Below are 23,455 nucleotides of genomic sequence, written 5' to 3' on the forward strand. Positions count from 1 at the left end.
GACAAGGGAGGAAACGTGGGCAAGACGAGCAACATTGTCGGTGTGGTAGCCGGTCTCGGGGCCGCTGCTGCCGCTGGTCATCTGTGGAAGAACTCTCGGGAATCAGGCACCCGAGGACTGGTCACGCGGGCATGGCTGCCGCTGTTTGTGGATCTAGCAAAAGACATCATCAACCGCCCCGTCACCGATCCCGAGTTCGAGCCGCCGCAGTGGTTGTCCGGTGCCACCGGTGGAGAGTTGTTGCGGACTCAGAAGGTTCGCGCACTCGGGCTGAACTCGTCTATGAACAAGGGCACGATGTGGCGGATCGAGTACGCGACGACGGACGCGCACGGGCGCCCACTGTCCGCCACGGCCGCCGTGATCCGCTCGGAGAATCCGTGGGAGGGAACAGGCCCGCGTCCCGTTATCGGGTTCGCGCCCGGAACGCAGGGCACGGCGCGCCACTGTGATCCGTCGTACTCCTTCAGCATGTTCCTCGACGCGCGGTGGCCCTTCGACATCGTTTCCGCGTACGAGCAGCCCGCAGTGAACATGTACGTCGCCGCCGGCTGCCATGTGGTGGTCACCGACTACCCGCGGGATCCGGAAACAGGCAAGCAGCTCTACTGCGACCACGTAGCAGGGGCGCATTCGCTTTACGACGCCCTCCGTGCCGCCAAGCACCTCGACGTCACCAGCGACCGCGTAGGCCTGTCCGGGTTCTCCCAGGGTGGCGGGTGCGTCGCTGCAGCGCTCGAGGAGCCCGAGTACGCCCCCGACATTCCGGTTGTCGCGGCGGTGTGCGGCGCGCCGCCGTCAGACCTCGAGGACATTCTCAACCACGTCGACGGCGCAACCGCGACGTTCGTGCTGCCGTACGCGCTCGACGGAATGATGGCCTCGTACCCCGAGATTGCAGGGGAGCTTCTTCCACACCTCACGGAGAGCGCTGGCGAACTGCTGGGGCTGGCACGTACCCGGTGCGTGCTCGGCGCGATGCCCCATAGCGCCCGCCAAGACACCACGACGTGGACCACCGATGGCCGCAAGCTCGTCGACGTGATCAAGGAGCTGCCGATCACCAACTCGCTCATCGGCGACAAACTCCTTGGCCACCCCTCTCCGCAGGTTCCGACGCGCCTGTGGGCAAGCGTTCACGACGACATCATTCCGTACCACTCAACCGAGAAACTGGCACGCGATTGGGGCATCGAGCTGACCACGCGGCGCCTGTTCCCGCTGCTGCGTTTCGACGTAGCCAAGCACCTCGTGCCGTTCTTCATCTGGATGCACGACGATGCAACATGGTTGATCCGGCAGATTGAGAGTTCTGGGGCCTCAGGCAGGTAGTCTGGCCGCATGCCCTATGCCGCTTATTTCCTGATCTACCTGATCCTCGAGGCGCTCGCGTTCTGGGGTGTGAGCCAGCTCATCGGAGTCGGATGGGCCTTAGCCGGCATCTTCATTCTCATGATTGTCGGTGCCGTGGGTGCTTCCGGAGCCATGCGCGCTGAGGTCGCCCGCGCCTCCCACGGGCGCGCCAGCATTGGCCAGTTTGCGGGAGGCACCGCCCTTGCCATGGCTGGGGGAGCGTTGACCGTCCTTCCGGGGTACATCACCTCAGCGGTCGGTGTCCTGCTGCTGTTCCGCCCTACCCGTGACCTCATCCGTCAGTCCATGGCGGCGTCCCTGCGCATGCGTGTAGAGACGTTTGGTGCCCAGGTATACGACGTGTCCAATATGCAGCGGCACGCAACCTCCTACGGCACGTTCGGTGACGGCTCGGCTTCGGAAGAAGTGATTGATTCTGAGGAGATCGAAAAGTGGTCGCGTGATGCTCGACCGGAAGACTTCGGAGGTCCGAGTGAGCGCTAACTCGAATGCGGTGGTCACTGGCGGCCGCCTGCTGCTGGCAGGCGCAGGGGGAGTGCTGGTGTACTTCTCCCACGAACCGCACGGGCACTTCTGGGCGGCGATTTTCGGCGTGGCGCTGTTTTACTTTGCTCTGATGCCGTGGCCGTTCGTTACCGCCACCGATAAAGCCGCTGCGCCGACCGCCGGCCGTGGCGCGTTGCTCGGGTACGTTCACGCAGTCTGCCTCTACCTGCCGTTGTTGCCGTGGGTGGGTGAGTTTGTGGGCGCATTGCCGTGGATCGCGCTGTCTTTGGCGTGCGCTCTCTACTCGCTCATCACAGGCGCGTTCGGCGCTCTTGTTGCCCGGTGGCGTTTCGGTTTTCTCGCGTTCCCTCTGGTCTACGTCGCCGTCGAGTACGCGCTGTCCTCGTTCCCCTTCGGCGGATTCTCCTGGGTCCGTCTGGCCTGGGGGCAAATCAATGGCCCGCTGGCCAACGTGGCGCCGTGGGGTGGCCCCGCACTGATCACGTTCGCGACTGTGCTGCTCAGTGCGTCTATAGCCGCTTGCGTGCATGGGCTTCTCTCTCGCGTCGAGTGGTCGCCGAAGGGGAGTGTGGTCGCCTGGTCGATGGTTGTGGCGGGGTTGATGATCTCCACGAGCATGATCGCGGGCCTGACCGTCAACCGCGACGCCCCGACAACAGGGGAGGTCACTGTCGCCGCAATTCAGGGCAATGTTCCCCGCATGGGCCTGGACTTCAACGCGCAGCGCCGCGCGGTGTTGGCCAACCACGTGAACGTGACCAAAGAGATGGCCACCGACGTGCACGGGAAAGGGGAGAGCGTCGACATGGTCTTCTGGCCCGAGAACGCCTCTGATGTGAACCCCTTCGCGGACGAAGACGCGTTCGAGCTCATCTCCGGCGCCGTGGCAGAGGCGGATGCGCCCACCCTGGTGGGCACCTTGACAAAGGACGAGGTCGGCGATCGCAACACTGCCGTCATCTTCGACCCAGACAACGGGCCGGGGGACTACCACCACAAGAAGTATCTGCAGCCGTTCGGCGAATGGATGCCCTACCGAGATTTTTTCCGGAACTTCTCCGAGTATGTCGACATGGCCGGCAACTTCAAGCCCGGTGACGGCAACGGCACCGTGCGGATGGGCGACCACGTTGTCGGCGTGGCCACCTGCTACGAGGTCGCATTCGACATGGCCTACCGCGACGCGGTGAAGGCTGGTGCACAGATCCTGACTACCCCGACGAACAACGCTACGTTCGGGTTCACGGACATGACTTACCAGCAGCTAGCCATGAGCCGCATCCGCGCGATGGAGACTGACCGAGCCGTCGTCGTCTCTGCCACGTCCGGCGCCTCTGCGATTGTCCACCCGGATGGTTCGGTGTCGCAACATACGGAGATCTTCCAGCCGGGGTATCTCGTCGAAAAGCTTCCGCTGCGTGATTCCGTGACATTTGCCGTGCGCTATGGGCAGTGGGTGCAGTGGCTGCTCGTTGCAGGGGGAGTCGCGGTGATGGCCGCATCCATGATCGGCGCGCGACGCGGGTACACTGCCTAGAGAAACACGAGAGAAACGACATCCCTGGTAATAAGGAGAAACCGTGCCTGTGGCTGACAAACCCAGTGACTCCACGTTGGTGATCATCCCGACGTACAACGAGCTGGAGAACCTTCCGCGCATCGTGGCGCGTGTCCGTGCCGCCACGCCGGAGGTGGACATCCTCGTTGTCGACGACAACTCCCCGGACGGAACCGGTGACAAGGCGGACTCCCTCGCTGCTGCGGACGAGCACGTTCACGTTGTCCACCGCGAGGAAAAGTCGGGCCTGCTGGGTGCATACCGTGAAGGCTTCGAGTGGGCGCTTGAGCGCGAGTACAAAGTCATCTGCCAGATGGACGCGGATGGTTCCCACGCGCCGGAGCAGCTGCAGGATCTGCTGGATGCGGTGGATAAGGGTGCAGATCTGGTCATTGGTTCGCGCTACGTCCCTGGTGGGGAAGCGGTGAACTGGCCGAAGGAGCGTTTCTACCTGTCGAAGCTGGGCAATCTTTATATTTCCATCGCTCTCGGCGACGAGATTGCGGACATGACTGCTGGCTACCGCGCGTTCCGTCGCGAGGTGCTCGAAGCCATTGACTTCGATGACCTGTCCCGCAAGGGCTATATCTTCCAGGTGCAGATCGCCGATGTCGTCGTCCAGGAAGGCTTCGATGTGCGCGAGGTGCCCATCACCTTCGTCGACCGCGAGCTCGGCGAATCCAAGCTGGACGCCAGCTTTGCCAAAGACTCCCTGACCGAAGTGACCAAGTGGGGTTGGACGCGCCGCTCAAGTCAGGCGAAGGAGATGGCTTATGAGCTGAAACGCCTGGGTAAATACGAGCTTGAACAACTGGGAGTGCAGCGGATCCCGGGCAAGATCACCGGTGCGTTTTCTGTCGCCGGCGACATGGTCGAAGAAGGCTCGAAGCTGCTGGCATACGAGCTCAAGCGGAACTCTGACGAAGTAGACACGCGCCCCCTGGCTTCCTTGGGCCGCAGTCTTGTCGGCTTCGTGGAAGAGGGGGCGCGTCTGGCGAAGTATGAGGTGCAGCGGCTGGTGAATAACCGCCACTAAGCCTGGTTCTCTTGAGCTTCTTTCTGCTCCTTAGCAATGCGTGCCGCGTTGCGGCGGCGCTTGCGCAGCTGCTCTAGGCGTTCTTCAAGCAGCTCATCGAGCTCATCGATGGTGCGGCGCTCCAGCAGCATGTCCCAGTGGGTGCGCGGTGGCTTGACCGGTTTGGACTCTACACCTTCGCCCTCAATGAGGGTGCCGGTCTGGCCGTTTTTGCACGGCCACTCCTCGGGGATCTCGGCGTCGTCTGCGAACGGGATCTCGAAGACTTCACCGGAAGGGGTGCGGTACTTCGCCATCCTGCGGGGGGCGAGATCGTGGTCACGATCCGTCTCGTAGCTCACTGCACCCATCCGGCTACCACGCAGTACCCGATCAGCCATGCTGCATCTGTCCCTTCATCTATTGGTCTGTAGAAGCTTGCGGGGCGGTCGTGCAGCCCCATGCAATCTTCAAAGTATAACGGCCACCCATAGCAACGGCTCACCCACACCGTTTGTTCCAGCAGTTACGATCACAAGTGATCCGATCATGAACCAGCCACTTCACACTAAGGACGAACCGGGCGCCTGCCTGTGGTGCGGTGCTCCCGTTGAACAACTGCAGGGGCGCGGCCGCCGCCGCAAGTACTGCAGCGATTCGTGCAAGCAGCGCGCCTACGAGCGGCGGCACAATGTCCCAGGCAACCTTGGGCGTTCGGGCCGCGCGCGTCCGCACAACGACGACACTCTGCGCGATCGGTTATTCGCGCTGCGCTGCGCGGCAGAGGACATCGCCACGGCTGTCTCTGAGGGTGCAGACATCAACGAGATTGAGTCCTTGTGCGATGAGCTGGTTACCATGGCTAAGAGAATCGAAAAGCTTCACTAGAAGTTTTGAGAAGTTTTGCAAGCAGAAAGAGGGGAAGTCATGCAGACACGCACCCAGAAGATCGTGTTCTTTGGTGGTCTGGCGGTGATCATTCCTCTCACTCTGGTAGCGATCGTTCCGCTCGTCTTTGCGCTGTTCAACTCGCCTGGCATCAAGACCGAGCCCATTGACGACAGTGGTGCCAAAGCCGCGACAACCGATGTGGACGGGCACTGGGTGGTCAGCAACCAGATGGGAAAGAATGCGACGTCCGCTGGGTTCACATTTAGTGAGCTGTTACCGGGCGATGAGCGCGTCACATCCGGCTCTACGCCAGCTGTCACGGGTGAAATGACCATCGAGGCCGGCACGCTGACCGCCGGTGAGGTGACTGTGGATATGACTAATATCGTCACGGATCGCGAGGTCCGTGACGTTAATGTGCGGAGGAGCATCCTCCACACGGAGGAGTACCCGGAAGCGACATTTGTCCTGACGGAGCCCGTTGATGTTTCGCAGCTTCCGGACGATGGCAGTATCGGCACCGTCACGCTCACGGGTGACATGACCATTCACGGGGAGACAAACACGATCACGCAGGAGTTCAACGCGCTGCGCACGGAAGACAACGTGATCGTGCACGCCGACATTCCGTTCAACCGTCTCGACTATGGCGTGGAAACGCCGGAGTTCGTGGCTGCGAAGATTGCGGAAGAAGGCGAGATCAATATCCGCCTCAAGATGGATAAGCAGTAAAACATCCCCTTTTGTCCGATAATGTACATTATGTCAAGTAGGACGCGCGCCTAGCTCCGCTCGCTTTTCGACGTTGCCCCTACCGCACTCCCCGGCGATGCTTGTGCGCAAGCGTGTACTGAACCGCATCGAGCATCCCCAATCGCGCAAGCGCTTCACGGAGGGCAAGCTGCCACGTCCACAGGCGCCGGTACACCGCATCGAATCCGTCGGCCGCCGCCTCGCGTAGCTGCCCTTGAAATGTCGTGCGTTGGTGTCCCAAGGACAATGCGAGGTGCTCCGGCGCGTGCGTCTCACCGATGACGCGCAAGCCGCTGTGCTTATCGACGAGCCTGCGCAGCGACTCCTTCGTGCCGTACTCCAACGCGGGCCAGACATAGGCGCGGAGCGATTCCAGAGATGACGCAGCGACCGGGGTGAGCTTCTCTGTCGCCACGACAGTTTGGATGACGGCACGGCCTCCCCGTGTGAGCAACTCGTCCATGACTGCGGTGTATGTGGGGCGCAGACGCATCGGGAGGGTTTCGAGAGTCTCGACGGAAACAACTGCGTCATAACGCCCCTCTCGTCGTGCGAGTGCTTGCTGGACGCTCTGTACGACGTTGATATGCACGCTGTCGTCGACTCCCGCCAGAGTCAGGCGCTCGCGCAGCCCCGGTACGGTACCGGGATCTGTTACGAGCGAATCCACTGTAGCTTGCCTTCCGGCCGCCGCTATAGCCACTGCCCCGCCGGAACTGGGAAGTTCCGCTATGTGGGAGCCGGCGTGGACACCGGCGGCGTCGAGAAGCATGCCGACGCTTCTGCGCTGTGCGTCGGCAAGATCCAGCTTTTCCGTGCTCAACGGTTCGCTGAAATTCGTCACAGAGACGAAATAGTTGGCCGGCTCCCCGCGCTTGCCCGCGCTCGGCGAGAACGACTTGACGCTGCGGCGCTCCGTCGTGGGCACCCCTGTTGAGAAATGGCCGGCGAAAGAGCTCATTCCGTCCCCGGCGTAACGGGCGACGAGCTCTGGTGGCACATCCCCACCGATAAAACGTGTATCCGCTTTCGCGCTCGAGGTTCGGGGGTTGTACCCCGATTCAATCAGGCCGGAGAGCACCTTGACGAGCGCTACCGGGGTCTGCGTGCGCCACTCTCCTGCCATGTAGGCCTCCGCCAGCCCAATCCAACCGTGAGCGGCGATGCGGGCAAACATGGCCTCGTGATCGACAACAAGGTCTGGCTGACCGTTCGGATCAAGATCGAGGCCGGCCTGCATGCACGCTTTCGCGAACTTCGCCTCCGCCCGCCGCGACCGAAGTCCCATCGCACGCCCAGACGGGACGTGCGCGATGCTCGGCCATTGCGCGGGATCCACAGTTGCCAAGTGGTCTAACTGGGGACGATAGGAAGCATTGTCGGGCACGCCGTTTAGAATAGACCGCCGTGGCAGCGGTGTAGCGGTGCCACGGCGCGCACTTGCTGCAAACCCGCGTATGATTTCATGGCGGATCCGCACAACGTTGTTCTAGAAGGCTAAAAGGAGTTCATACATGTCCGACAAACCGTACCGCCCCGCAGGTAACCGCCACCATGTCGTGATCATTGGTTCCGGCTTCGGTGGCCTTTTTGCCGCACGCGAACTCGACGGCGCTGACGTTGACGTCACGCTGATTAGCCGCACCAACTTCCACCTCTTCCCGCCGCTGCTCTACCAGGTGGCCACGGGCATTCTCGGCTCGGGCGAGATTGCTACCTCCACCCGCCAGATCCTGGGCAAGCAGAAGAACACCGACATCATGCGCGGCGATGTCACCGACATCGACCTCGACGCTAAGACGGTCACCTGCAAAGAGGGTCCGTACACCTACACCTACGAATACGACTCTCTCATCGTCGCCGCCGGTGCCGGCCAGTCCTACTTTGGCAACGACCACTTCGCCGAGTTCGCCCCCGGACTCAAGACGCTCGACCACGCGCTGGAGATCCGCTCCCGCCTCGTCACCGCGTTCGAGCGCGCCGAAGTCACCGAGGACCCGGCCGAGCGCGAGCGCCTGCTCACCTTCGTCATCGTCGGTGCGGGCCCGACCGGTGTCGAGCTCGCCGGCCAGATCGCCGAGATGGCGCACCGCAGCTTCCGCAACGAGTACTCGCACTTCCGCCCCTCCTCCGCCAAGATCATTCTTCTCGACGGCGCACCCCAGGTCCTCCCGCCCTTCGGCAAGCGCCTCGGCCGCAAGGCGCAGCGCGAGCTCGAACGCATCGGCGTGACGGTCCACCTCAACTCGATGGTGACCAACATCGACGAGACCTCGGTGACCTACAAGGACATGAACACCGAGGAAGAGACGACGATCGAGTCCTACACCAAGATCTGGTCAGCGGGTGTGGCCGCTTCCCCGCTGGGCAAGATGGTCGCCGAACAGGCTGGTGTGGAGGTTGACCGCGCAGGCAAGGTGGCCGTGAACAAGGACCTTTCCGTCGGCGATCACCGCAATGTCTTCGTCGTCGGCGACATGATGAATCTGGACAAGCTGCCGGGTCTCGCCCAGGTGGCGATCCAGACCGGTGAGTACGCGGCTAAGGCGATCAAGGCGGGCGTTGAGAAGGACCAGGAGCCGGACCAGCGCGAGCCGTTCGAGTACTTCGACAAGGGCTCCATGGCCATCGTTTCGCGCTTCCACGCCGTGGTGAAGATGGGCAAGGTCGAGATCGCCGGCTTCCTGGGCTGGATCATGTGGCTGCTGGTCCACGTGTCCTTCCTCGTGTCCAAGCGCAACCGCATCGTGTCCATGTTCACCTGGACGCTCAACGCCCTGTCCCCCAAGCGCTACAACCTCGCCGCGACCCAGCAGCAAATGCACGGCCGCACCGCCCTGCTGAACCTGGAGAAGTACGCCGCGGAGGAGGCTGAGCACCTCGTCGAGGTGCGTGACACCAACGGCGAGAACTAAGTTCGCCCTTCTTCTCCCCTACGCCCGCCCCAGGTTCCCCCGAACCCGGTGGCGGGCGTATGATTCTGTCCGTTCATCCAGTTCATAGATCTGCCCAAAGGGGGTTGCCTTGGTACCGAAGAACCCGCTTTCCCTGGGAAAGTCGAAGCAGACAGAAAAGGCGACCCAGAAACCTATCCCTGTCCCGGTGGAACGTTCGATCGACTTCTGCCGCGTGATTGTGGATGGTCAACTTGAACCTGGCAGCTGCCACTACTCCACCGCTCTCAAGAAAGTGAATGAAGCTGAGAGCGGCTACGTGTGGTTGTCCCTCCGCGAGCCCAACGTGGAGCAGATGGAGAAGGTCGCCGAAGAGTTCGGCATTCACGATCTCATTGTGGAAGATGCCGTGAGCGCCCACCAACGCCCGAAGGTGGAACGCTACAACAATCAGCTGTTTCTGGTCATCCGCACGATTGAGTACCGCGACGACGAAGAGGTCACTGACCTGCGCGAGATCATCTCGACCGGTGAAGTGCAGATGCTCATCGGCGAGAACTTCGTGATCACAATCCGCCACAACGCGGAGCTTCCGAACCTCACTCAGGAGCTTGTCGAAGACCCGGAGATTTCCGCGCTGGGACCCGCTGCCGTCGCCTGGAAGGTCGCAGACCACGTCGTAGAGAACTACGCCATGATCACGACCTTCCTCCGCGAAGACGTCGATGAGCTGGAGAACGAAGTCTTCACTCCGCGCCGGCAGATCAACATCGACAAGATCTACTCCTACAAGCGTGAGATCTTGGAGATGCGCCACGCGATTGACCCGCTGGGTCCCGCGTTGAAGACAGGACTGAACCTGCACAAGGACCTGTTGAGCAAGCAGATCCGCTCTTACCTGCGTGACGTGCAGGACAACGCGATGATTGTCACCGACAACGTCAACGGATTCGATGAGCGGCTTTCCTCGCTTCTCGACGCGTCCGTGGCCAAGGTGAGCATGCAGCAGAACTCCGACATGCGCACGATCTCAGCCGTGGTGGGAATGGCGGCCCTTCCGACGATGATCGCCGGAATCTACGGCATGAACTTCGAGTACATGCCAGAGCTGTCGTGGCGCTATGCGTATCCGGTTGTCTTAGTGGTGATGTTCGGCTCCATCGTGGCCATGTACTGGTGGTTCCGCCGGAACAACTGGCTCTAACCCAGCTGTTAGGCCATCACCATGGTGCGCAGGGTGGTGATCGCGACGATCTTGCCCTCCTGCTTCATCTCGATGCGCCAGATCTGGGTGCGCCGGCCCAGGTGGACGGGCGATGCTTCAGCCTCGATCGTGCCGGAGGTGACGCTGCGGATCAGATCCGTGTTGTTGTTCATGCCCACAACGGGCGCGCCCGCGGCGGCGTACCCAGCGTAAGAGCCCATGCTCTCTCCGATGGCGCAGAACACCCCGCCGTTGACCTGGCCGGCGGGCTGGTGGTGGCGCGGATCCGCTTCCACCGTCGCGGTGATCTTCTCCGGGCCGAAAGCGGTGAAGTGCAGCCCGATGAAGCTGTCGAATTCGACGTGGTGAGCGTTCAGGTATGCCAGTTCGTCGTCGGTGAGCTGACGGTCGCGTAGTTCCATGAGTTTGCTGAAATCCATCTCCATGGGCAGAGATTTTACCAACGAAACTAGATCGCGTGCGCGGTTATAGATCTGTTTGTATTTAAAGGGTTCTTATATGACCCATCGCCTGCGTAGGACCGACTGGCCTGCGTATGCTTTGGGCATGACTAACGAGAATCTTGCGCAGATCGGCGTCGTGGGCATGGCTGTGATGGGCTCCAACTTGGCCCGCAACTTCGCCTCCCGCGGCCACACGGTGGCCATCTACAACCGCTCCCCCGAGAAGACCCGCGCCGTCATGGAGCAGCACGGCCACGAAGGCAACTTCATCCCCTCGGAGTCCATTGAGAGCTTCGTTGCGTCTCTGGAACGCCCGCGCAAGGCAGTCATCATGGTGCAGGCCGGTGCCGGCACCGATGCAGTGATCGATCAGCTCGTTGAGGCCATGGACGATGGCGACATCATTATCGACGGCGGAAACGCTCTGTTCACCGACACCATCCGCCGCGAGAAAGAGGTCGCAGCGAAGGGCCGCCACTTCGTCGGCGCGGGCATCTCCGGTGGCGAGGAGGGCGCCCTGAAGGGGCCGTCGATCATGCCGGGTGGCCCGAAAGAGTCGTGGGAGACCCTCGGTCCTCTGCTGGAATCCATCGCTGCTGAAGTCGATGGCGTGCCGTGCGTGACTCACATCGGCCCTGACGGTGCTGGTCACTTTGTGAAGATGGTCCACAACGGCATCGAGTATGCCGACATGCAGGTCATCGGCGAGGCTTACCACCTGCTGCGTTACGCGGCGGGCATCGAGCCGGCTGAGATGGCAGACATCTTCGCCGAGTGGAACCAGGGTGATCTGGACTCCTACCTGATCGAGATTTCCGCTGAAGTGCTGCGCCAAGTCGACGCGAGGACGGGCAAGCCGCTGGTGGACGTCATTGTCGACGCCGCTGGCCAGAAAGGCACCGGCCGCTGGACTGTGAAGGAAGCACTCGACCTTGGCGTGCCCACAACGGGCATTGGGGAGGCCGTCTTCGCCCGCGCCCTGTCCTCGGCGCTGGCGCAGCGCCAGGCCGTCCAGGACACGGGTTTGCCGTCGGGTGAGGTCACGTCGCTGGAGACGCTCGGCGTCGATAAGCAGCAGTTCGTTGAAGATGTCCGCCGCGCCCTGTACGCCTCCAAGCTTGTGGCCTACGCGCAGGGCTTCGACGAGATCAACGCTGGCTCCCAGGAGTACGGCTGGGGCATTAAGCCGCAAGACCTCGCGACGATCTGGCGCGGTGGCTGCATTATCCGCGCGAAGTTCCTCAACCGCATCACCGAGGCGTACAACAACGACCCGCAGCTGCCGTCGTTATTGCTCGACCCCTACTTCAAGTCTGAGCTGGAGAAGGGCCTTGTCGATTCCTGGCGACGTGTGGTCATCATTGCCACCCAGCTGGGTCTGCCGATCCCGGTGTTCGCCTCAAGCCTGTCCTACTACGACTCGCTGCGCGCGGAGCGCCTACCGGCTGCTCTCATCCAGGGCCAGCGCGATTTCTTCGGCGCCCACACCTACAAGCGCGTGGACATGGAAGGCACCTACCACACCACGTGGTCCGGTGAGCGTGAGGAAATCACGTACTAGCCCGGTAGGGCTGTACACTTCATCCGATGCCCACATTCTCTGATCTCGGCCTGCCCCGCTCCATCGTCAACGTTCTCACGAAACAAGGAATCGAGGAGCCCTTCCCAATCCAGGAAGCGGCGATCCCCGCTGTTCTCGACGGCCGGGATGTGCTGGGGCGCGGGCCGACGGGCTCAGGTAAGACATTTGCCTTCGGGTTACCGATGCTGGCGCTGCTCGCCGGTTCCCCGTCCAAACCCGGCCACCCGCGCGGCCTCGTCCTCGCCCCCACCCGTGAGCTCGCAGCGCAGATCCGCCAGCGACTCGACGATGCTGCTGCTGCCGTTGGTCTGCGTGTGCTCGAGGTTGTGGGCGGGGTGAACATCAACAACCACATTCGTTCACTTGCAGCGCCAGTGGACCTGCTCGTCGCTACGCCCGGACGCGCCCAGGACCTGATCAACCAGGGCAAGCTCAGCTTCGATTCCGTCGCCGTCACAGCGATCGACGAGGCTGACCAGATGGCCGACATGGGCTTTCTCCCCCAGGTCCGCAAGCTTGTCGACGCCACACCTGAAAACGGCCAGCGCCTACTGTTTTCGGCGACGCTGGACGGTGACGTGGAAAAGCTTGTGCAGCGGTACCTGACGGATCCTGTGACGCACTCGACGGCCCCTGCCCAGGCTGCCGTGGACACGATGCAGCACTTCCAGCTGCTGGTGGGCAGCCGGGAGTCCAGGAACGAGATCGTGCCGCTCATCGCCGCGCGCGAGGGCAAGACCATCATGTTCATGCGCACGAAGCATGGCGTGGACCGGCAGGTGAAGAAGCTCCGTCGCGTCGGCATTGAGGCTCAGCCGCTCCACGGGGACAAAGGCCAAGGCGCACGCACCCGGGCTATCGAAGGATTCACAGACGGGTCTGTTCCTGTTTTGGTCGCAACCGATATCGCTGCACGCGGCATTGACATTAGCGACGTGTCCTTGGTCGTCCACATCGATCCCCCGGCCGAGCACAAAGCCTACCTGCACCGTGCCGGGCGCACCGCCCGCGCAGGCACGTCCGGCACTGTGGTGACCTTGGTCATGGACGAGCAGCGCAAAGAAGTCGATCAACTGCTCCGCAAAGCGGGCGTGGACGCACAAAAGGTCCGCGTTACCCCGATGTCCGACGAGTTAGTTAAGATTACGGGCGCGCAGGAACCCCACGGCCGCCCGCTACCGCCGCCCGGCCAACCGCAGACAACCAAGCGCTCCCGCGGGAAACGGCGCTAACAACACCACCTATGGATCTTCTCATCTCTCTACTCGCCCTTTTGGGTTTTGTGCTGCTCACGGCCTCAACTGGTCTGTTTGTCGCCATCGAATTCGCGCTCACCGGCATGGAGCGCTCAACCGTGGACAACCATGTGCAGGAGAAGGGAGATAAGACCGCTCTGGCCGTTCAACGCGACCACAGTAACCTCTCTTTCGTCCTCTCGGGGGCGCAGCTGGGCATCACGCTGACTACTCTTGCGACTGGTTTTCTTGCAGAGCCGGTGCTGGCTCGCTTCTTCGGCCCCGCGCTCGAGCTCGTTGGGCTCAGTGAGTCCGCCTCGAGCGCCGTCGCCCTCATCCTCGCCCTCGTCGTGGCAACGACACTGTCCATGGTGTTCGGCGAGCTGGTACCGAAGAACATCGCGATTACTGAGCCGTTGGCCACGGCCCGTTTCGTCGTGCCGCCCGTCAATGCCTTCAACACGGTGTTCAAGTGGTTCATTAAGGCGATGAATGCGTCGGCAAACTGGTTCGTGCGCAAGCTCGGCATTGAGCCGGCAGATGAGCTCGCCTCCGCCCGCTCAGGTCCTGAGTTGGGCGCTATGGTCCGCAGCTCCGCAGAAGCGGGTGGACTGGATGAGCAGACTGCCCGCATGATTGATCGCTCCCTTCAGTTCGGCGAGACCACCGCGGAAGAGGTCATGACGCCGCGGTCGACGGTGAAGTCCCTCGATGTCTCGGACACGGTGAACGATTTGATCGCATTGGCGATGGAATCCGGCCACTCCCGCTTCCCTGTCCGCAACGGTGACCTGGATGACACCGTGGGACTGGTTCACATCAAAGACGCGTTCTCGGTCGCCCGGGACCAACGCGCCACGACGCGGCTAGGCGATCTAGCCAAGCCGGTCAGCTACGTCCCCGGCACACTCGACGGAGATGCTGTTCTCGATCAAGTGCGTTCCGCCGGTTCACAGGTTGTGCTCGTTGCGGACGAGTACGGCGGCACCCAGGGCTTGGTCACCATTGAAGACGTCGTCGAAGAAATCCTCGGCGAAGTCTACGACGAGTACGACGACCGCGAGTCCGAGCGCGACTGCCAGCGCTTCGGAAAGTCGTGGGAAGTCTCCGGCCTTGTACGCCTCGACGAACTGTCGGAGCGGATCAGTTACACCGCCCCTGACGGGCCGTATGAAACTCTTGGAGGGTTGATCATGGCCTCGCTCGGCCAAGTCCCCTCTGTCGGCGATACTGTGGTTCTCCCCCACCCTGCCCAAGATCTTTCGGAGGAGCTCGAGGAAGCGAACGCTGGCCGTTGGCTGGCTCGTGTGTCCATCATGGAGGGCCGTCGACTGGACAAAGCCATTCTGACGCCAATCTCCTCCGATGATATCGGGAGGTACCAGTCATGAGCATCTGGACTGCCACCATCCTCATCATCGCCCTGCTAGCTGCCAATGCCTTCTTCGTGGCCACGGAGTTCGCGCTCGTCTCGTCGAGACGCGATCGCCTCGAATCCATGATCGCGCAGGGCAAGACCAGCGCACGGCGCGCTTTGGAAGCCACGGAGCATCTGTCGCTGTACTTGGCCGGCGCTCAGTTCGGCATCACTTTCGCCTCGCTCATTCTGGGTAAGGTCGCCGAACCTGCCATCGCGCATTTTTTGGAGGATCCTTTCACCAGCATCGGAGTGCCGGAGAACCTCCTGCACCCGATCTCGTTCGTCATCGCCCTGCTCATCATCACGATCCTCCACATCATCTTCGGCGAGATGATCCCGAAGAACATCGCGATCGCCGGGCCTGAAACGCTCGCTGTGTGGCTGACACCGGTGATGAATGTCTGGGTGAAGCTGACCCGGCCCTTGATCTTCGCGTTGAACGAGATCGCCCGCTGGACGCTCTACCTCTTCGGCATTGAGCAGCGCGACGAACTCGACGCCACAGTGGACCAGGAGCAGCTGGCCAACATGATCTGGGAGTCCCGGCAGGAAGGGCTTCTGGACGAAGAGGAGACCGCCCGCCTTGCCTCTGCCCTGTCGTCCGAGTCGCGCAGCCTGCAGGAGGTGATGATCCCCATCGACAAGCTGGTGACCATCCCCTACTCCCGGCAAGGGATTCCTCTGCGCGTCCTTGAAAACGCTGTCCGTGAGACCGGATACTCGCGTTTCCCGGTGGAGGGCACCGATGGCGCACTGCTCGGGTACATCCACGTCAAGGACGTCCTCGACCTCCTCGACTCGGAGATGGAGAGCCCGGTCATCCCGTACAACCGCGTCCGTCGCTTGAGCATTGTCGACGGCTCCGGCAGCCTCGACGACGCGTTGACCGCAATGCACCGTCGCTCCGCTCACATGGCCCAGGTCCGCGACAACGGTGAGCTAGTGGGTGTTCTCGCGCTTGAGGACCTGATCGAGGAGTACGTGGGCACCGTGACCGACTGGACCCATGAGCAATGATCTCGCTCGCGCGTGAGGAGTGGAGCGAACTCGCTGAAACCCACGAGAAGCGTGCCCGACAGTGGGTCGATCCGCACATAGCGCGGCGCAGCCGTGGTGAGAAGCATCCGATCTGGGATTTCCTCTTCGACTACTACCCTGTTCGCCCCACGCACCTCACGCGCTGGCACCCGGGCCTTGGCACGAAGCTTCTCGACGCGTCCGATGCCCCTCACACTTCATGGCGCGATTACCAGCGCGGCCCTGACGGAACAGTCACCCTCGACGTCGAATCGTTCCTCGCCCGCCGGCGGTCCGATATGGAAAATATTCGGGTTCTGTTGCGCGCTATTGATCACAACCGCCCGCAGTTCGACTGCTTCGGTTTGCACGAATGGGCCATGGTCTACAACACCGGGCGACCCCGTCACGACGTTCCGTTGCGGTTGGGGCAACGGGGCACAGATGACGTGGTCAAGCAGCACGATCTGAAGTGCACGCACTTTGACGCGTACCGCTTTTTCACTCCACCCGCGAAACCGCTCAATCTGACCGTGCTTGACTCTGCCACCCGCCCCGCGAATGACCAGTGCGGATGCCTTCACGTGGGCATGGACCTGTACAAATGGGCGACCAAGATGGGCCCGCTTGTGCCCGGTGACCTCATGCTGGACTGCCTGGAGCTGGCGATGGATATTCGACTGCTGGACATGGAGGCCTCCCCGTATGACTGCCGCACGCTCGGCTTCGGGGTGGTCCCGATTGAGACGCCGGAGGGCAAAGCTGAGTACGTAGCAAAGCAGCGCGCGTTCTCTGCGCGAGCGGAACCTTTGCGAAATCAGCTGCTTCAACTTCTTGACGCTGCATTTACCCGATAAGCTGTCTATCGTAACTATTGCGAAAGGCAGACCATGGCTCGGCATTCCAACGGCAAGAACAACTACGCCCTGTCCAAGGGCGCAATTGCGTTCCTCGTATTGCTCGCCCTCATGATGCTTGCGGTTGCGGCTGCGGGGGTGGTGTGGGGAACGCATCGTGGCAAAGCGGGCGGGAACCAAGCCGCGCCCGAGTGCGTGTCCGGTGAGTTAGCCCTGCCCGTCGCTGCGTCGTCGGAAGGCGTGGCCCGCGAGGTGATCAACGCCTACGCCAACTCCCAGCCTGTGGTCCGCGATTATTGTGTTCAGCCTGTCTACGTGGACAACCTGAGCGAGGCCGCTGTATACATTGCGCCTAACACACCGATCTCCCACCAGGAGATCGCGCATGCACAACGCAGTGCCACGACCAACGAGCCCGCCTCCGTGTATTCGTCGGTCGTCGGACTTGCCGGGCCTAATGAGATCGACCCGGCCACAGTGGACATCAAACAGGTGGACTTCCCCACCGATGAACAGCCCGAAGCATCTGCAGTTGTCGCCTCCGCTGTAGCTGACAACGATAACGCCGCCGTTGCCGCCCTGACCGAACAGCGTGTGGGCACCGCGGCATCCGACACCGCGAACTCCACCCGCTTCGTTGCCAGCGATGAATCCAACGTCCCCGACGGATTCACATTCAGCCCGTTAGCCGATACCTCTGTCGTCTACTCTGCCATCCCGCTGAATACGACGGACGCCGTCACAGAGGACCAAACTCGAGCGGCTCAAGCATTCGCAGACTTCGCGAGTGAACAGTACGGCAACGACTCCCAGCTCCCGGTCGTCGCTGAGTCGGTCTGGGCCGCTGCCCGCCCCAACGGTGGAGAACGCATCTCCACAGCGGCGCAGGAGCACGAACCAGCGCAGACGGAGATCGGTGAACCGATTGACACCCTGTTCCTGCTGGACACCTCGGATCAAATGGCACACTTTGCGGAACCGGTGGCCCAAAGCATTGGAGCGGTGGCTACTTCACTTACGGACGCTGGGCGCCAAGTTGCGCTGTGGAACTACTCCTCGCCGCTCAACCCCGGCGTCACCCAGAGCTTCCGCCGCAACGTGGAGTTCACCAACGATGGCGCGCAGATCGGTGCCGCCGCACAAGGCTTCATCAATGCCGGTGCCCCCCGCACCCGTGAAGCCGTCGCAGCCGCGCTGAAGTATGCAGAGTCTGTTGAAACTCCCATCCGAGTGATGTTGATTACCTCAGGCACTGTCGACGACGCTGACGTGACACCGGCTATCGCACACGCTCGTGCAGCTGGAGTTGAACTGTCTGTCGTTCACGTTGGTGCCGCGCCAAAAGACCAGGTGCTTATCGACGCAGCAACCTCCTCCACTGACCTCTCTTCCCCAGTCGATTCCGCTATCCGCGAGGCAGTAGGACTCTAAAACTCCCTACGTAAAAGGAAAACCCTGCTGGAGATTATCCAGCAGGGTTTGACGTATCTTCGGTTGACCCTAGGAGCTGCGACGCTCCCGGCGGGCAGCCAGTTCATCGAGTGCGACGACGTTGTCGGATTCTTCTGCGACAGCGTCGCCGCCGATCCGCTCGGAGGGGAACGCCGAGATGGTGCCGGTGAGCTCCTTGACGATCTGCGGAACAGCGATGGCGAACACGCCCTGGCCACCGCCGAGCAGGTCGATGATCTCGTCGTTGCTGCGGCACTCGTAGACGGTGGTGCCGTCGGAAACGAGGGTGATCTCGGAGATCTCGTTGATGCCGCGATCACGCAGGTTGTCCACGGCGAGGCGAATGTTCTGCAGGGAGATGCCGGTGTCCAGCAGGCCCTTGACGATCTTCAGGACGAGGATGTCAGTGAAGGAGTAGAGACGCTGCGAGCCGGAGCCTGTGGCGTTTCGGATGGAGGGGTTCACCAGATCGGTGCGCGCCCAGTAGTCCAGCTGGCGGTACGTGATGCCGGCAACCTGGCATGCGATGGGCACGCGGTAGCCAACCTCATCCGACGGCCCGAGGTCAAACAGGCTTTCCTGGACAGGGGCGTCGATGTCATCGTGACTGTCGAAGATACTCACGTAATTACTCCCATGATGTTTAGAGAAGGGCGCACTAGTTATTTAAAGCCAAGCTTAAGCTGCGGTCAAGACCAGGGACACCGACACGCCGTAACTTCAAGCTCAACTTTAACTTTAGAGCTACTCTTCCTCACTGTCATCTTCAGTCACATCTTTAACATCGGATCCTTCGAATCCGAGGTCCTGCTCTGATACGCCGAGATCGCGCATCAGTTGCTGAAAATCAGCGTCTGCCTTGGCATCACCAGAGGCAGAATCAGATCCGGCTGGTACCGCATCGTCATCGACTTCAATGTCGAAGTAATCCAGCGCATCCTCCGCTGACAGCCACAATGACGACTGCGACAAGACAGTTTCATCAACCTCAATCGGCATGTCCAGCATGACGGACAGGACGAACGCGTCCGTCGGGCGGCAATCGAACTCGGCACCGTCCTCCATCGTGATCTGCGCCATGAACACGCCATTGTGATAGTTAGTCAGCTCAATAGCAGCAATGCCGGCAGTGGACTGCTCGATGAGATCGAGCAGCAGATCATGCGTGTCGGGGCGCGTGGGCTCCCAGTCACCGATGCGTCCAATGAGCTGCGCCCCACCGACGGGCGGCAACCACACCGGGACGAAACGGCGACGCTCCTCCCATAGGAACAGTGCACACAGGAAGCTTTCCGGCCCGATGGGAAAGACCCCACAAAATGTGACGGGAACAGAGGTCATAGGCCTACGCCCCTAGCCCGCGGCGCAGCTCGTTCTTCACCAAGGCAGAGTTCAAAGACACCACAAGCGAGGCCACCTGCTGCCCGAGCTCGTCAGCTTCCTGCTTTGCGGAGGCTTTACCCGACTTCGCAACAGGGTCAACGACCTTTGCCACCATGTCCGCTTGCCTGCCTGCAGCGTTACGAAGGGCTTTCAGGTGGCGTCCATCAAGACCGAATTCAGCCAACGAAGCCGCCGTGCTGACGATCCGTACGTCATCGGCGGAGAACAACCCACTCGAGTCCGGGACAATCAATCCAGCATTGATGCACTTCGTTACGAAGGGCTGCTCGCACTGAGCCTGCACGGCCACGTCTTTGTCTGTCAGGCGCGTCGCCTTCGCCGCGCCGATGCTCTCCGAGGAAATGACCTGCTCAGAGACCACGACGACGTCTCCGGAATCCATGGCTTCAAGCTGCTCACGAATGACTTTGAGCGGCAGGTAGTTATCCCGCTGCGTCACCAAGATGTAGCGCAGGCGATCAATATCAGCCTCAGTGAAGCGCCGGTACCCCGACTCTGTGCGCTCCGGGCTGATCAGCCCCTCCGATTCGAGGAACCGGATCTTCGACACAGTGACATCCGGAAATTCTTCGCGCAGGCGTTGGATGACCACGCCGATGGACATGGTCTTGTTCCCCGTCTTCTTTGCCTGTTGGGGTGCCTGTTGTTGGGTTTTCCGGATCGCGGTCACTGTGCAGAAGGATTACTCAGATTCAGAGATGAAAACGAGGCGGAACTTGCCGATCTGAATTTCGTCGCCGGTAGACAGCGCCTGGGAGTTGCGCGGCTCGCGGTTAACGTAGGTGCCGTTGAGGGATCCGACGTCGACGACCTCGAACTCGCCGGAATTGCGGCGGAACTCAGCGTGACGGCGGGACACAGTCACGTCATCGAGGAAGATGTCTGCCTCGGGGTGGCGGCCTGCGGTGGTGGTGTCACGGTCCAGCAGGAAGCGGGCACCTGCGTTCGGGCCACGCTTCACAACGAGGAGGGCTGCGCCTTCCGGCAGGCCCTCCACGCCACCGACGTTGTCAGAGGCGGTAGCTCCCGTCTCCATCTCCTTCAGAAGATCGGCACGGAATACCGAAGTGGTTTCTACCTGTGCCTCCGGCGTACCGGTGTTCTCGCTCATGTCTTCTCCTGACGCTTTCGACGGATGTCAATCGTTATTCAACTTCACGCCCATCATACCGACAACTTCGTCGACCGCGCTGCGATCGTGGGCGGTTCGCGCTCTAACCTACCGGAACATGCTGGCTATCCCAGAGATGACCGAATTTCCTCCCCCGGCGAGCGGGTTGTCGGACACCATGTAGGTCCACGTTGCGCTCGGGCGCTTCCAGCCGGCGTTAGCGAGGTGGGCGCCGCGGTCGTCGATAAGCACCTGCTCAAAGGTGTCAACGGCACGATCGACAGCGCGTTGTGCCAGCTCCTTGAACTCCCGCACGGCAATTCGGTGATACTCGGTCAGCGGGGTTTCGCGCGCGATGGCCCGCAGGTGGATGGACTCGCGGACGTCGTCCATATGGGCCAGATGCTCGGACCATTCGTCGTCGAGGTGGAAAAGCATGATCTCGCGCGCGGCTTGTTCACGCACATGCTTATCGACGCCCGCAGCCTCGACCTCCGCAGCCTTCTCCGGCGCACGCTGCGACAGTTCGACCCATGCACGGTCGGTGTCCAAGAGGATGCCGCGGCGCTCGTCGATAATAGCCCGGTGATCTGCAAGGAGCTGGTTGTACTTCCACGTCTGCGCGTGGATTTCCAGCAGTTGGCCTTCAGTGACACGCTGGCAGTGAGCCACGAAGTCGTGGATGCGTTTTGCGTCCACCCGGCCATCGGCATCGGGCTGCGCAGAGATCTTCTCGTCCGCTCCACCCGCGGCCACGATGTCATCTTCGAGGGACACGAAGAACAAACTCAAGCCAGGATCGCCCTGGCGTCCCGCGCGGCCACGGAGCTGATTGTCCAGGCGCGCTGTGCGGTGGCGGGCCGTACCGATCACCGCTAGTCCACCGAGTTCCGCAACGGCGTCGTGGTCGGCCTCGTCAGCGCCGCCCAGGCGAATGTCGGTACCTCGTCCGGCCATCTGCGTCGACACCGTGACGCGGCCCAGATCACCCGCTTCTGCCACGATGCGCGCCTCCTCCGCATCGTTCTTGGCGTTGAGCACGTTGACCTCGATGCCGCGCTGCATCAAAGCGTCAGCAAGAGCCTCAGACTCAGCCACGTCGTGCGTGCCGACGAGCACTGGCTGCCCCGTCCCATGAAGGTGGGCAATCTCGGCGACGATGGCTTTGAACTTCTCATCCATGGTGACGTAGACGCGATCCTGCTCGTCGAAACGTTGCAGGGGCTTAGCCCGCTCGATGACCGAGACGCGCAGATCGTAGAACTGGCGCAGTTGATCCGTCGCCTCCACCGCAGTACCCGTCATCCCGCACACGAGCGGGTAACGGCGCATCAGTGCCTGGAGCGTGATGGAGTCGAGGATGCGGCCGCCCTCACTGACATCGAGTCCTTCCTTCGCTTCGACAGCCGCCTGCAAACCGTCGGGCCAGCGTTGGAGCTCAGCGACGCGACCACGGGAGGCATCCACTAGGTCGATCTTGCCGTCCTGAACGATGTAGTGGACATCGCGGATGAGCAGCGCCTTCGCGTGCAATGCGAGGTTGACGCGGACGAGAATCGTGCCGATGTTCCCATCCGAATACAGCGAGTCAATACCGAGAGACTTCTCCACCTTGGCGGCGCCGTCGTCGGTCAGGAACACATTGCGGCGATCCGCATCGATCGTGTAGTCGATCCCCTCCCTCAAATGGGAAACAGCCTCCGTGATCTGCCCGGTAGCCTGCTCCCCTGGCTTGGAACCGGCGAGGACGAGCGGGACTAAGGCTTCGTCGACAAGCACGCTGTCTGCTTCGTCGACAAGCGCAACGTCAGCTCGCGCCTGAACAGTCTGGCCACGACTCGTGATTTGGTTGTCGCGCAGGTGGTCAAATCCGATTTCCGCAACTGGCGCGTAGACTACGTCCGCCCTGTACGATTCAACCCGGTCTTCGCGCTCGCTCGATTCGGTGACAAAGCCCACCGTGAGCCCGAAGAATTCGACGAGCGGGCGCATCCACTCCGCGTCACGCTGCGCGAGGTAGTTGTTCACGGTGATGACGTGCACACGCTTGCCAGTGAGTGCGAAGCCCGTGGCAGCCATCGCACCCACGAGCGTCTTGCCTTCACCGGTGGCCATCTGAATCACGTCGCCTTCGAGCAGACGCAGTACCGCTTGATTCTGCACGTTGAACGGCGTCATCCCCAACGTGCGGGTTGAGGCCACAGAAAGAATGGCGAGAAACTCTGGCTTCTTCTGAATCTGCCCGTCCACAACGGTTGCCCGGATCTCCTTGGCGAGCTCCGCATCACTGCGCCCCTCGTACGCAGGCATGAGCTCGTGCGCGGTAGCGACAATGCCTTTCGACTTCTTGTCGTTGCGCTCAGACGTAGAGCCCATCGCTTTCCAGAACCAGTCAAACTTACCCATAGTGCGACTCTACGTGACCTGCTGATTACTGATTAAACTGACCGTGTTGTAATCTATCGAAGTTCCCCAAGAATGCTTTGGGAGCAACGGGCTGTGGCGCAGTTTGGCAGCGCACTACACTGGGGGTGTAGGGGTCGCAGGTTCAAATCCTGTCAGCCCGACAATTCTTTTCACGGGTTCTTACGGCTTGAGGACGACCTTGATGCAGCCGTCCTCCTTCTTCTGGAACTTCTCGGGTTAAGGGTCAAAATGTGTGTCCGGAATCGCCGATTTTCATGGGGTGACCTGTAGGTTTCAGGAAAGTATATGCT

22 protein-coding genes and 1 tRNA gene are annotated in these 23,455 nt (G+C 61.5%); 15 read left to right on the plus strand and 8 right to left on the minus strand.

Annotated features, from left to right (window positions below; translation table 11 throughout):
* The first annotated feature begins 15 nt into the window (after positions 1-15).
* The 4 genes from KBX17_RS05060 to KBX17_RS05075 are packed head-to-tail and all read left to right on the plus strand — an operon-like array spanning position 16 to position 4,475.
* Complete coding sequence (locus KBX17_RS05060; RefSeq protein WP_255994911.1) at positions 16-1,332, plus strand: lipase family protein; 1,317 nt, start codon at positions 16-18, stop codon at positions 1,330-1,332.
* A 9-nt stretch (positions 1,333-1,341) separates the two neighbouring features.
* Positions 1,342-1,857 (plus strand): FxsA family protein, encoded by a 516-nt coding sequence (locus tag KBX17_RS05065; protein WP_255994910.1) that lies wholly within the window; start codon positions 1,342-1,344, stop codon positions 1,855-1,857.
* Entirely contained in the window at positions 1,817-3,418 is a 1,602-nt protein-coding gene (lnt, locus tag KBX17_RS05070; protein WP_256018754.1) for an apolipoprotein N-acyltransferase, read from the plus strand. The genes KBX17_RS05065 and lnt overlap by 41 nt, the downstream gene beginning before the upstream one ends.
* Before the next feature lie 49 nt (positions 3,419-3,467).
* The gene (locus tag KBX17_RS05075) at positions 3,468-4,475 is read left to right on the plus strand and encodes a polyprenol monophosphomannose synthase (protein WP_256018756.1); all 1,008 of its coding nucleotides are present in this window, start codon (positions 3,468-3,470) and stop codon (positions 4,473-4,475) included.
* On the opposite strand, the gene KBX17_RS05080 is transcribed toward KBX17_RS05075, so the two are convergent.
* Entirely contained in the window at positions 4,472-4,855 is a 384-nt protein-coding gene (locus KBX17_RS05080) for an RNA polymerase-binding protein RbpA (RefSeq protein ID WP_083770293.1), read from the minus strand. The genes KBX17_RS05075 and KBX17_RS05080 overlap by 4 nt on opposite strands.
* A 148-nt stretch (positions 4,856-5,003) precedes the next feature.
* Here KBX17_RS05080 and KBX17_RS05085 point away from each other — a divergent pair, with 148 nt between their 5' ends.
* Entirely contained in the window at positions 5,004-5,342 is a 339-nt protein-coding gene (locus tag KBX17_RS05085) for a hypothetical protein (RefSeq protein ID WP_005290182.1), read from the plus strand.
* 39 nt (positions 5,343-5,381) lie between these two features.
* Entirely contained in the window at positions 5,382-6,077 is a 696-nt protein-coding gene (locus KBX17_RS05090) for a YceI family protein (RefSeq protein WP_255997686.1), read from the plus strand.
* Positions 6,078-6,156: 79 nt separating this feature from the next.
* On the opposite strand, the gene KBX17_RS05095 is transcribed toward KBX17_RS05090, so the two are convergent.
* A complete protein-coding gene (locus KBX17_RS05095) occupies positions 6,157-7,485 on the minus strand; it encodes a class I SAM-dependent methyltransferase (RefSeq protein WP_040423714.1) in 1,329 nt (442 codons plus the stop codon).
* A 127-nt stretch (positions 7,486-7,612) separates the two neighbouring features.
* On the opposite strand from KBX17_RS05095, the gene KBX17_RS05100 reads away from it, so the two are divergent.
* Together KBX17_RS05100 and KBX17_RS05105 are read left to right on the plus strand one after the other, a co-directional pair.
* Entirely contained in the window at positions 7,613-9,013 is a 1,401-nt protein-coding gene (locus tag KBX17_RS05100) for an NAD(P)/FAD-dependent oxidoreductase (protein WP_256018758.1), read from the plus strand.
* 109 nt (positions 9,014-9,122) lie between these two features.
* On the plus strand, positions 9,123-10,196 hold the full coding sequence (locus KBX17_RS05105; RefSeq protein ID WP_005290189.1) for a magnesium and cobalt transport protein CorA: 1,074 nt from the start codon (positions 9,123-9,125) through the stop codon (positions 10,194-10,196).
* Between the two features lie 8 nt (positions 10,197-10,204).
* Here the strand turns inward: KBX17_RS05105 and KBX17_RS05110 are convergent, their stop codons facing one another.
* Entirely contained in the window at positions 10,205-10,642 is a 438-nt protein-coding gene (locus KBX17_RS05110; protein WP_256018759.1) for a PaaI family thioesterase, read from the minus strand.
* Positions 10,643-10,763: 121 nt separating this feature from the next.
* Here KBX17_RS05110 and gndA point away from each other — a divergent pair, with 121 nt between their 5' ends.
* From gndA to KBX17_RS05140, 6 genes are read left to right on the plus strand one after another with little or no spacing between them, the layout of a single operon-like run.
* Positions 10,764-12,221, plus strand: coding sequence for an NADP-dependent phosphogluconate dehydrogenase (gndA, locus tag KBX17_RS05115; protein ID WP_256018761.1), 1,458 nt, complete (start codon positions 10,764-10,766; stop codon positions 12,219-12,221).
* A gap of 26 nt (positions 12,222-12,247) precedes the next feature.
* The gene (locus tag KBX17_RS05120) at positions 12,248-13,474 is read left to right on the plus strand and encodes a DEAD/DEAH box helicase (protein WP_256018763.1); all 1,227 of its coding nucleotides are present in this window, start codon (positions 12,248-12,250) and stop codon (positions 13,472-13,474) included.
* A gap of 11 nt (positions 13,475-13,485) precedes the next feature.
* Positions 13,486-14,868 (plus strand): hemolysin family protein, encoded by a 1,383-nt coding sequence (locus tag KBX17_RS05125; protein ID WP_256018764.1) that lies wholly within the window; start codon positions 13,486-13,488, stop codon positions 14,866-14,868.
* Entirely contained in the window at positions 14,865-15,914 is a 1,050-nt protein-coding gene (locus KBX17_RS05130; protein WP_256018766.1) for a hemolysin family protein, read from the plus strand. The genes KBX17_RS05125 and KBX17_RS05130 overlap by 4 nt, the downstream gene beginning before the upstream one ends.
* Complete coding sequence (locus KBX17_RS05135; protein WP_005290202.1) at positions 15,911-16,771, plus strand: hypothetical protein; 861 nt, start codon at positions 15,911-15,913, stop codon at positions 16,769-16,771. Before KBX17_RS05130 ends, KBX17_RS05135 begins: the two co-directional genes overlap by 4 nt.
* Before the next feature lie 33 nt (positions 16,772-16,804).
* Positions 16,805-18,202, plus strand: coding sequence for a vWA domain-containing protein (locus KBX17_RS05140; protein WP_005290204.1), 1,398 nt, complete (start codon positions 16,805-16,807; stop codon positions 18,200-18,202).
* 69 nt (positions 18,203-18,271) lie between these two features.
* Here the strand turns inward: KBX17_RS05140 and KBX17_RS05145 are convergent, their stop codons facing one another.
* From KBX17_RS05145 to secA2, 5 genes are all read right to left on the minus strand, one after another.
* Positions 18,272-18,847, minus strand: coding sequence for a MerR family transcriptional regulator (locus tag KBX17_RS05145; RefSeq protein ID WP_005290205.1), 576 nt, complete (start codon positions 18,845-18,847; stop codon positions 18,272-18,274).
* 120 nt (positions 18,848-18,967) lie between these two features.
* Positions 18,968-19,564, minus strand: coding sequence for a bifunctional nuclease family protein (locus KBX17_RS05150; protein ID WP_256018768.1), 597 nt, complete (start codon positions 19,562-19,564; stop codon positions 18,968-18,970).
* A 4-nt stretch (positions 19,565-19,568) separates the two neighbouring features.
* Positions 19,569-20,297, minus strand: coding sequence for a MerR family transcriptional regulator (locus tag KBX17_RS05155; protein WP_256018769.1), 729 nt, complete (start codon positions 20,295-20,297; stop codon positions 19,569-19,571).
* A gap of 12 nt (positions 20,298-20,309) precedes the next feature.
* Complete coding sequence (gene odhI / locus KBX17_RS05160; protein WP_005290211.1) at positions 20,310-20,738, minus strand: oxoglutarate dehydrogenase inhibitor Odhl; 429 nt, start codon at positions 20,736-20,738, stop codon at positions 20,310-20,312.
* A 108-nt stretch (positions 20,739-20,846) separates the two neighbouring features.
* The gene (gene secA2, locus KBX17_RS05165) at positions 20,847-23,144 is read right to left on the minus strand and encodes an accessory Sec system translocase SecA2 (protein WP_256018774.1); all 2,298 of its coding nucleotides are present in this window, start codon (positions 23,142-23,144) and stop codon (positions 20,847-20,849) included.
* Positions 23,145-23,231: 87 nt separating this feature from the next.
* Between secA2 and KBX17_RS05170 the strand changes: the two genes are divergently transcribed.
* Positions 23,232-23,305, plus strand: a tRNA-Pro gene (locus KBX17_RS05170).
* Positions 23,306-23,455 lie beyond the last annotated feature (150 nt).

This window comes from Corynebacterium sp. CCUG 65737 (genome assembly GCF_024454115.1).
GTDB lineage: Bacteria > Actinomycetota > Actinomycetes > Mycobacteriales > Mycobacteriaceae > Corynebacterium > Corynebacterium genitalium.